The sequence below is a fragment of the Devosia geojensis genome (assembly GCF_000969415.1).
Lineage (GTDB): Bacteria > Pseudomonadota > Alphaproteobacteria > Rhizobiales > Devosiaceae > Devosia > Devosia geojensis.
In genome coordinates, this window is record NZ_JZEX01000154.1 from 1 (window position 1) to 6,236 (window position 6,236).

The window sequence follows — 6,236 nt, forward strand, 5'->3', positions numbered from 1 at the left end:
CCACTGGCCGCGATCCGCACGCGACCCCCGCCCACGACGCCATGCGCACCCGCTACACCCAGACGCTGGCGGGGGTCGCGTGCGGATCGCGGCCAGTGGAGTAGGTCAGCCGCTTTCGACCCCGTTTCTGTCGTTAGTCGCCAAAAACGATAGTATAAAAGCAGACATTATGGGCTCGCATCGCAACTATGCGCTCGCGGTACATGCAGACCGACGAACCCGTCACTCCCGACAAGGGCTCCAACACCGGAACGAGCTCCACCGTCCAGCAACCCCGCCTCGCTAGTCTTTGGCTCCCAGCCCCCTGAAGATGAGTGATATTATCCTCGCCGCCTGAGCATCCCTCCCGGGATGGGATGGGATCTGCCAAAGCACGCCGAGAAGCATCAAAACGTCGTCGGCATTTGCACCGCGATCAATCGCACCCGAGGCCTGACATGCAGCAATGAGTGAGTGCACCGCCAACACCATCTGCTGATAGGCCTCGCGTTCGTCATGCTCAGAAGTGGCACCTTGCAGAAGTTTCGCCACGCCGCGCTTCATCGCACTGGACTCCGCCAGTTGGGCACACCAGAGACGAAACGCCTCAAGCGGGGGATGCTCCTGCAAAAGCGTGGAGGCGAGAGCGGCAACGGCGCTGATCTCCTTGCGATAGATGGCCAAGGCCAGTGCTTCCCGCGTCGGGAAGTGGCGATAGAGTGTGCCTTGCCCAACGCCGGCTGCCTTGCCGATGGCGCTGAGCGGGGTTTCGGGATCGGCGGTCAGAGCCTTCCGCGCCACCTCAAGTATGCGATCACGGTTGGCGCGGGCGTCGGCTCGCAATCCATCGTCTTCTACAGCCATATCGCCTCTTGACTAAACGGACAATTGTCCGTTACGTAATGGCAAGCGGACACTTGTCCGAATATAGCGAATGTGGAGATGGACATGCAATATGCCAAGCTCGGCCGGACGGGCCTCGAAATTTCGCCTATCTGTATTGGCTGTATGGGGTTCGGGGAGCCGTCGCGCGGCTACCCGTCTTGGTCGCTTGACGAGGACAAAAGTCGACGCCTCGTTCGCCACGCGCTTGAGGCAGGCATCAATTTCTTCGACACCGCCAACTTGTATTCAAATGGTTCCAGCGAGGAGATCCTCGGGCGGGCACTGAAGGATTTTGCGCACCGCGAAAACGTTGTGATCGCCACCAAACTCAGCGCACCAATGCGCGATGGACCGAATAGTATTGGGCTATCGCGCAAGGCGATCATGACCGAAGTCGATATGAGCCTCAAGCGCCTGGGCACGGACTATATCGACCTCTACCAAATCCACCGTCGTGATCGGACCACCCCCTGGGAAGAAACGCTCGAGGCCCTGAACGATGTCGTCAAGGCCGGTAAGGTCCGGTATCTCGGTGCTTCATCGATGATGGCCTGGGAATTCGGCAAAGCGCTGCATTTACAGAAATCCAACGGCTGGGCCCGCTTCGTGTCGATGCAGGATACCTACAATCTGCTCGACCGCGAGGAAGAGCGCGAGATGCATGCGCTTTGCATCGACGAAGGGGTGCAGACCATTATTTACAGCCCCCTCAACCGCGGTCGGCTAGCCCGGCCGTGGGGAGAGATCACTGCAAGGGCGGAAACCGAAGCCGTCTACAATCTGGGTGTGGCCACGGCCGACAGCGACAAGCTGATTGTCGACGCGGTGGGGGCCATTGCGCAAGAACGGGGCGTTGGCCGGTCCATGATTGCGCTTGCCTGGTTGCGCCGCAATCCCGTGGTGGCAGCTCCGATCGTGGGGGCGCTGAAAGCAGAACATATTGACGACGCCGTGGCCTCCCTATCGATCAGCCTCACCGACGACGAGGCGGCAAGGCTGGAGGCACCCTATACGCCGCGGCTCGACCATCAGGGCGTGTCGGACCCGGCCATGCTGCGTCGCGCCGCTGAAGCAGCCACAGGACACAGCATCAGCCATCTCCCGGTCCGTGAACTGAGCAAGGCGACATGAACCTAGCTCGCTCCTCGAGGGCTGGCCTGCTTTTTGCATTTCACCGCCTGAAGCTGACCGTCCCCTCCCCACCCCAGCCGAGACGCTGGCGGGGGTCGTGTGCGGATCGCGGCCAGTGGAGTAGGTCAAGCCGCTTTCGACCCCATGCCGGTCATTCCCGCGCCACTCACTTGATGGCGGCTTTTGGCCCCAGAGCGGGCACTAATGGACTATGCATCGGTCACTCTTACCGAAGAGCGGCTAACAGCGCCGCAGCGTGGGGTCGCTTTTCAGGACCCAAAGGCCCAGTCCACCATCTTTAGAAACTCGGCTTGCCAGAACGGGTCGCCGTGGTCACCGACCTGCTCGCTCATGACGACGTCCGCGCCGGCCGTCCGCAGAGCCTCGGCCCAGCGGGTCGCGTTATCGAGGAAGAATGGCTCGAGAGTGCCGGCGGTGAGGTAGGTTCGCGGCAGGACGCTCGGCATCACCGGAGGCGGTCGATAGCCACCACCGGGAGAAGCGGCGAACACAGTGCTGTAAAGGTCTGGGTGCCGCAGCCCCATGGCAAGAGAAAACTCGGCACTTGCCGACACACCACATACTGCCGTGCGATCGGCCAATAGCATGACGCCGAACCTCGATCGGACCCAATGGCGCACATCGTGGACGAAGAAGCGCTCGTGGGCTGCGAACCGCTCTGCGTCAAAAGCGGCTGAATATTCGCGAAGACGGACCATTTCGTCCTCGGAGTCGGACCGGTAGACGCCGACGATCATGGTCGGTGGCGCGTCGGCGGCCTCGAGATATCCGCCCCATCGCGAGATGAGTTGTCCATCGCCGCCGAACACCACGGCCTGCGGACGGCCAGGCGGAAGGTAGACCGTGACCTGCCGGCCCCCGTCGTAATCGAACGTCTCAGTGACAAGGTCCCCTGCCACTCGATCTGGGCGAGCAGGTTCCCGAACGCGTTCAGTGCGGCCACTACTTGCCGCCGCTTTGCCAATAGGTGCCACTTTGATTTTCCTATCGTGTCGGTTGTAGCGCGTTACGCAACGATGGCTCTTGAGGATGAGGGCGTGCACGGGAATTAGACCTGCCGTGTTCTCCCGTCAGTCTAAGCCAGGTTTTGACCACTGGTCGATCTTGCGCCCGAACGCCAGCGTGTGGCGCTGAGCAGACACACCCAACGCTACGGCCGCTTCCCCCCAACCAAGACGCTGGCGGAGGTCGTGTGCGGATCGCGGCCAGTGCAGTAGGTCAGCCGCTTTCGACCCTATTTCGAGACGTTCGCATCCCTGAAACCAGACCCTGAAACCGGCCAATCCTCATGGTGCCGATGAGCGTGCATCGAAGGTGTTGCGCGATGCCTCGATGTATCCCTGCTGCGAGCGTGCCCAGCTGGCGAGCGTGAGCAGCGGTTCGTGGAGCGACCGGCCCTGCTCGGTCAGCTCATAGTCGACACGGGGCGGGATGGTGGCGAACGCCGTGCGCGTGACCAGCCCGTCTCTCTCGAGGCCGCGCAGTGGTGTCAACATCGGAGGACGTGGTCCATCGTGGTTTCCAGGCCCGCGACGACACGTCCTCCAATTCAATCATGTCCGCTTTCAACTCCATTGCGGACGCCCGGCAGTTGCCTGATGCTCCCGCAGGCTGCCACGGTCGATTGAAAAGGAGTCGTGCTCATGGCTGAAGCCGTCGTCAACCTTGATGAGCTGCCGCTCAAACCGGACATCGTCGGCACCCGCTTCGCCAACGAGTACGCAGAAATTGGGACGGCTCTCGGTCTCAAGGCCCTGGGCGCCAATTATCTCGTCGTTCCGCCCGGGAAGACCTCCATGCCTTTCCATCGCCACCACACCTCCGATGAGATGTTCTTCATTCTTTCAGGAACGGGCGAATACCGCTTCGGCGATGAACGAATTCCCGTGCGGCAAGGCGATTGCCTCGGTGCTCCGGCGGCCGGTGCGGCCCATCAGCTCATCAATACCGGCAGCGAGCCCCTGCGCTATCTGGCGCTGTCAAACAATACCAATGCCGAAGTGATCGAATATCCAGACAGCGGCCGCGTCCGCGTTGATGTCGGTCTCTCGGGGTTTCATCGTTATGATGGCACCTTCAAGGAAGGCGGCAAGCTGACGCCGCTCGGCTATTGGGAGGGAGAGAACATCGACGACGCGGATAACTCCTGAGGCCGGCATTTGCCCAGAGCGGCCAGTCCCGTCATTGCGGCGGAACGCGACCTCGTGCAGTCTTCCGACACCTGAATCGCTCAGGAGAGGAAGAACTTTGTTCCCCTGGCTGTCTGATCTCCTGTCACCGACCATCGGCGCGATGCGCCTGCTGCGGTCCGACATGTTGCTGATCGCCCTGGGAGCGTGCAGCGCCTTTTTCGTGACGGTCCTGGGTATCCCGAGGATTGCGCGCTATCTGCCTCGCGATCGGGGGCGCGCATTCGCGGTCGACGCGGACAAGAGCGTTGGCAAGCCCATCGGCGCCGGCATCTTCTTTGCCGTCGTTTTTGCCGCTGCGGTTTTTCTCTTCGTTCCGTGGCGCCTCGATCTGTTGCTGTTCGTGGTCGTCCTGCTTCTTACCGCCGGCGTCGGCCTGATCGATGACGGGACCGGCGGGCTGTCGCAGTATCAGCTGGCACTCTTCGATTTTCTCGCCGCGGGTCTGTCGGCATGGCTGCTGGTAAACGGGGCGGACACGGTCGACCTCTGGCTGCCCCTGATCAGCGGCTCCTTCGGCCTTCCATCCTTTGTCGTCTTCCTCATCTTCACGTGCGTGATCTGGATATCGATCAACGCCACGAATTGCAGTGATGGCGTCGATGGCCTCTCCGGCAGCCTCAGCGTCGTCTCGCTCGTTTTCCTGGCCTTTGTCCTTTATGGCGTGGTGGGAGACAGGGCCACGGCCGAGTACCTGCTGATCCCGTTCGATCCGAGGACAGGGGCATGGGCGAGCATCGCCTTCATCATGGTCGGGTGCCTGGCCGGATATCTGTGGCACAATGCTCCGCCGAGCACGGTCATGATGGGTGATGCCGGTTCGCGCCCCGTCGGGCTGCTGATCGGAGTTCTCGTTTGCGCCAGCCACAACGTGCTGCTGATCGTGGTGGTGGGCTTCGTCATCCTCGCCAACGGCGGAACCGGCATAGCCAAGGTCGCCCTGAAGCGCTTCTTCAACGTCCTGGTCTTCGGCCGCGTCCGCTTTCCCCTCCACGATCACTTCCGCAAGGAAGTCGGCTGGACGGGCACGCAGGTGCTGATGCGCTTCGTCATCGCGCACCTCATCCTCTCGGCGCTTCTGTATGCGGTCCTGCTCAAGGTGAGGTAGCCGGTTCAGTCCAGGCGGCAAGCCGCATTCGCCGCCTTGATGAACCCGGCAATCATCGCTACCAGAACTGCATTGTGGCGACCCCTCCAAGATGGTGACGCGGTGACCAGAGTTGAGCGGGCTTCATTCGGTCAGTTGCTGCGCTATCCCGGGTTCGTGCGGTTGTGGGTGGCTGATGGGCTCTCGAATTTCGGGACGTTCATTTTTGGGCTATCGCTGCAGCTCTTGCTGATCCACGTGCTCAAGGCCGACCAGTTGGAGATCGGCTGGGTGCGGTCCGCGCAGTGGCTGCCCTCGCTGCTGTTCGGGCTTGTGGCGGGAGTGGTCGTCGATCGCGTGCAGCGGAGAAAACTGCTGATCGCGACCGATATCGCGAGTTGCGTGCTGCTGCTGGCGATTGCCGGAATGGGCTTGTTGGGGGTGCTCTCCCCGCTTGGGGTGGCCGTGCTGGTCTTCCTGCTGGGCACCGCCGCGGTGTTGCAGGGTGGGGCGCATCAATCGTTCACCGCCGACCTGCTGCCTCCAAGCCTTCTTGCTTCGGGCAACGTGGCGTTGACCCAGACCTATACCGCGGCGCAGACATTGGGGCCTTTGCTGGCAGGGGTGCTGGCAGGCGTCGTTGGCGCGCCGGTCACGATGCTGATCAATGCTGCTACCTACGCCGCCTCTGCGGTGCTGCTGGCGGGGGTGCCCCACGGGCAGCCAACGGAGCGCCGCACTCCATCGTCGGTCGGCGCCGATCTGAGGGAGGGGATGGCCTGGGTCTACAGGCATCCGTTCCTCGCCCCCTATGCTCTTTGCCTGCATGCCTGGTTCATCGGCAACGCTATCGCCGGGACGGTTTACATCTTCCATGCGACGCGCCTGGGTCTCGATGGGGGCGCCGTCGGGCTGACGCTGGGCGTGGCGGGGCTGGCCGGGGT

5 protein-coding genes and 2 pseudogenes are annotated in these 6,236 nt (G+C 62.2%); 4 read left to right on the top strand and 3 right to left on the bottom strand.

What is annotated here, in order from left to right; all coding sequences use genetic code 11:
• Nucleotides 1-282: 282 nt before the first annotated feature.
• Complete coding sequence (locus VE25_RS18080) at nt 283-843, bottom strand: TetR/AcrR family transcriptional regulator (protein ID WP_046110067.1); 561 nt, start codon at nt 841-843, stop codon at nt 283-285.
• Between the two features lie 84 nt (nt 844-927).
• Here VE25_RS18080 and VE25_RS18085 point away from each other — a divergent pair.
• A pseudogene (locus VE25_RS18085) lies at nt 928-1,881 on the top strand (aldo/keto reductase); the annotation flags it as partial.
• Nucleotides 1,882-2,264: 383 nt separating this feature from the next.
• Here VE25_RS18085 and VE25_RS18090 read toward each other — a convergent pair.
• Both VE25_RS18090 and VE25_RS18095 read right to left on the bottom strand, forming a co-directional pair.
• Entirely contained in the window at nt 2,265-2,915 is a 651-nt protein-coding gene (locus VE25_RS18090; RefSeq protein WP_046110068.1) for an alpha/beta hydrolase, read from the bottom strand.
• Nucleotides 2,916-3,302: 387 nt separating this feature from the next.
• Nucleotides 3,303-3,512: pseudogene (locus VE25_RS18095) on the bottom strand (winged helix-turn-helix transcriptional regulator); the annotation flags it as partial.
• A 147-nt stretch (nt 3,513-3,659) separates the two neighbouring features.
• Here VE25_RS18095 and VE25_RS18100 point away from each other — a divergent pair.
• The 3 genes from VE25_RS18100 to VE25_RS18110 all read left to right on the top strand — a co-directional run.
• Complete coding sequence (locus tag VE25_RS18100) at nt 3,660-4,166, top strand: cupin domain-containing protein (RefSeq protein WP_046110070.1); 507 nt, start codon at nt 3,660-3,662, stop codon at nt 4,164-4,166.
• Between the two features lie 97 nt (nt 4,167-4,263).
• Nucleotides 4,264-5,313 carry an MraY family glycosyltransferase gene (locus tag VE25_RS18105; RefSeq protein ID WP_046110071.1) on the top strand — a complete coding sequence of 350 codons (1,050 nt, stop codon included), beginning with the start codon at nt 4,264-4,266 and terminating at the stop codon, nt 5,311-5,313.
• Between the two features lie 102 nt (nt 5,314-5,415).
• Nucleotides 5,416-6,236, top strand: an 821-nt coding sequence (locus VE25_RS18110) for an MFS transporter (RefSeq protein ID WP_046110072.1), incomplete at its 3' end; no start/stop codon positions are given.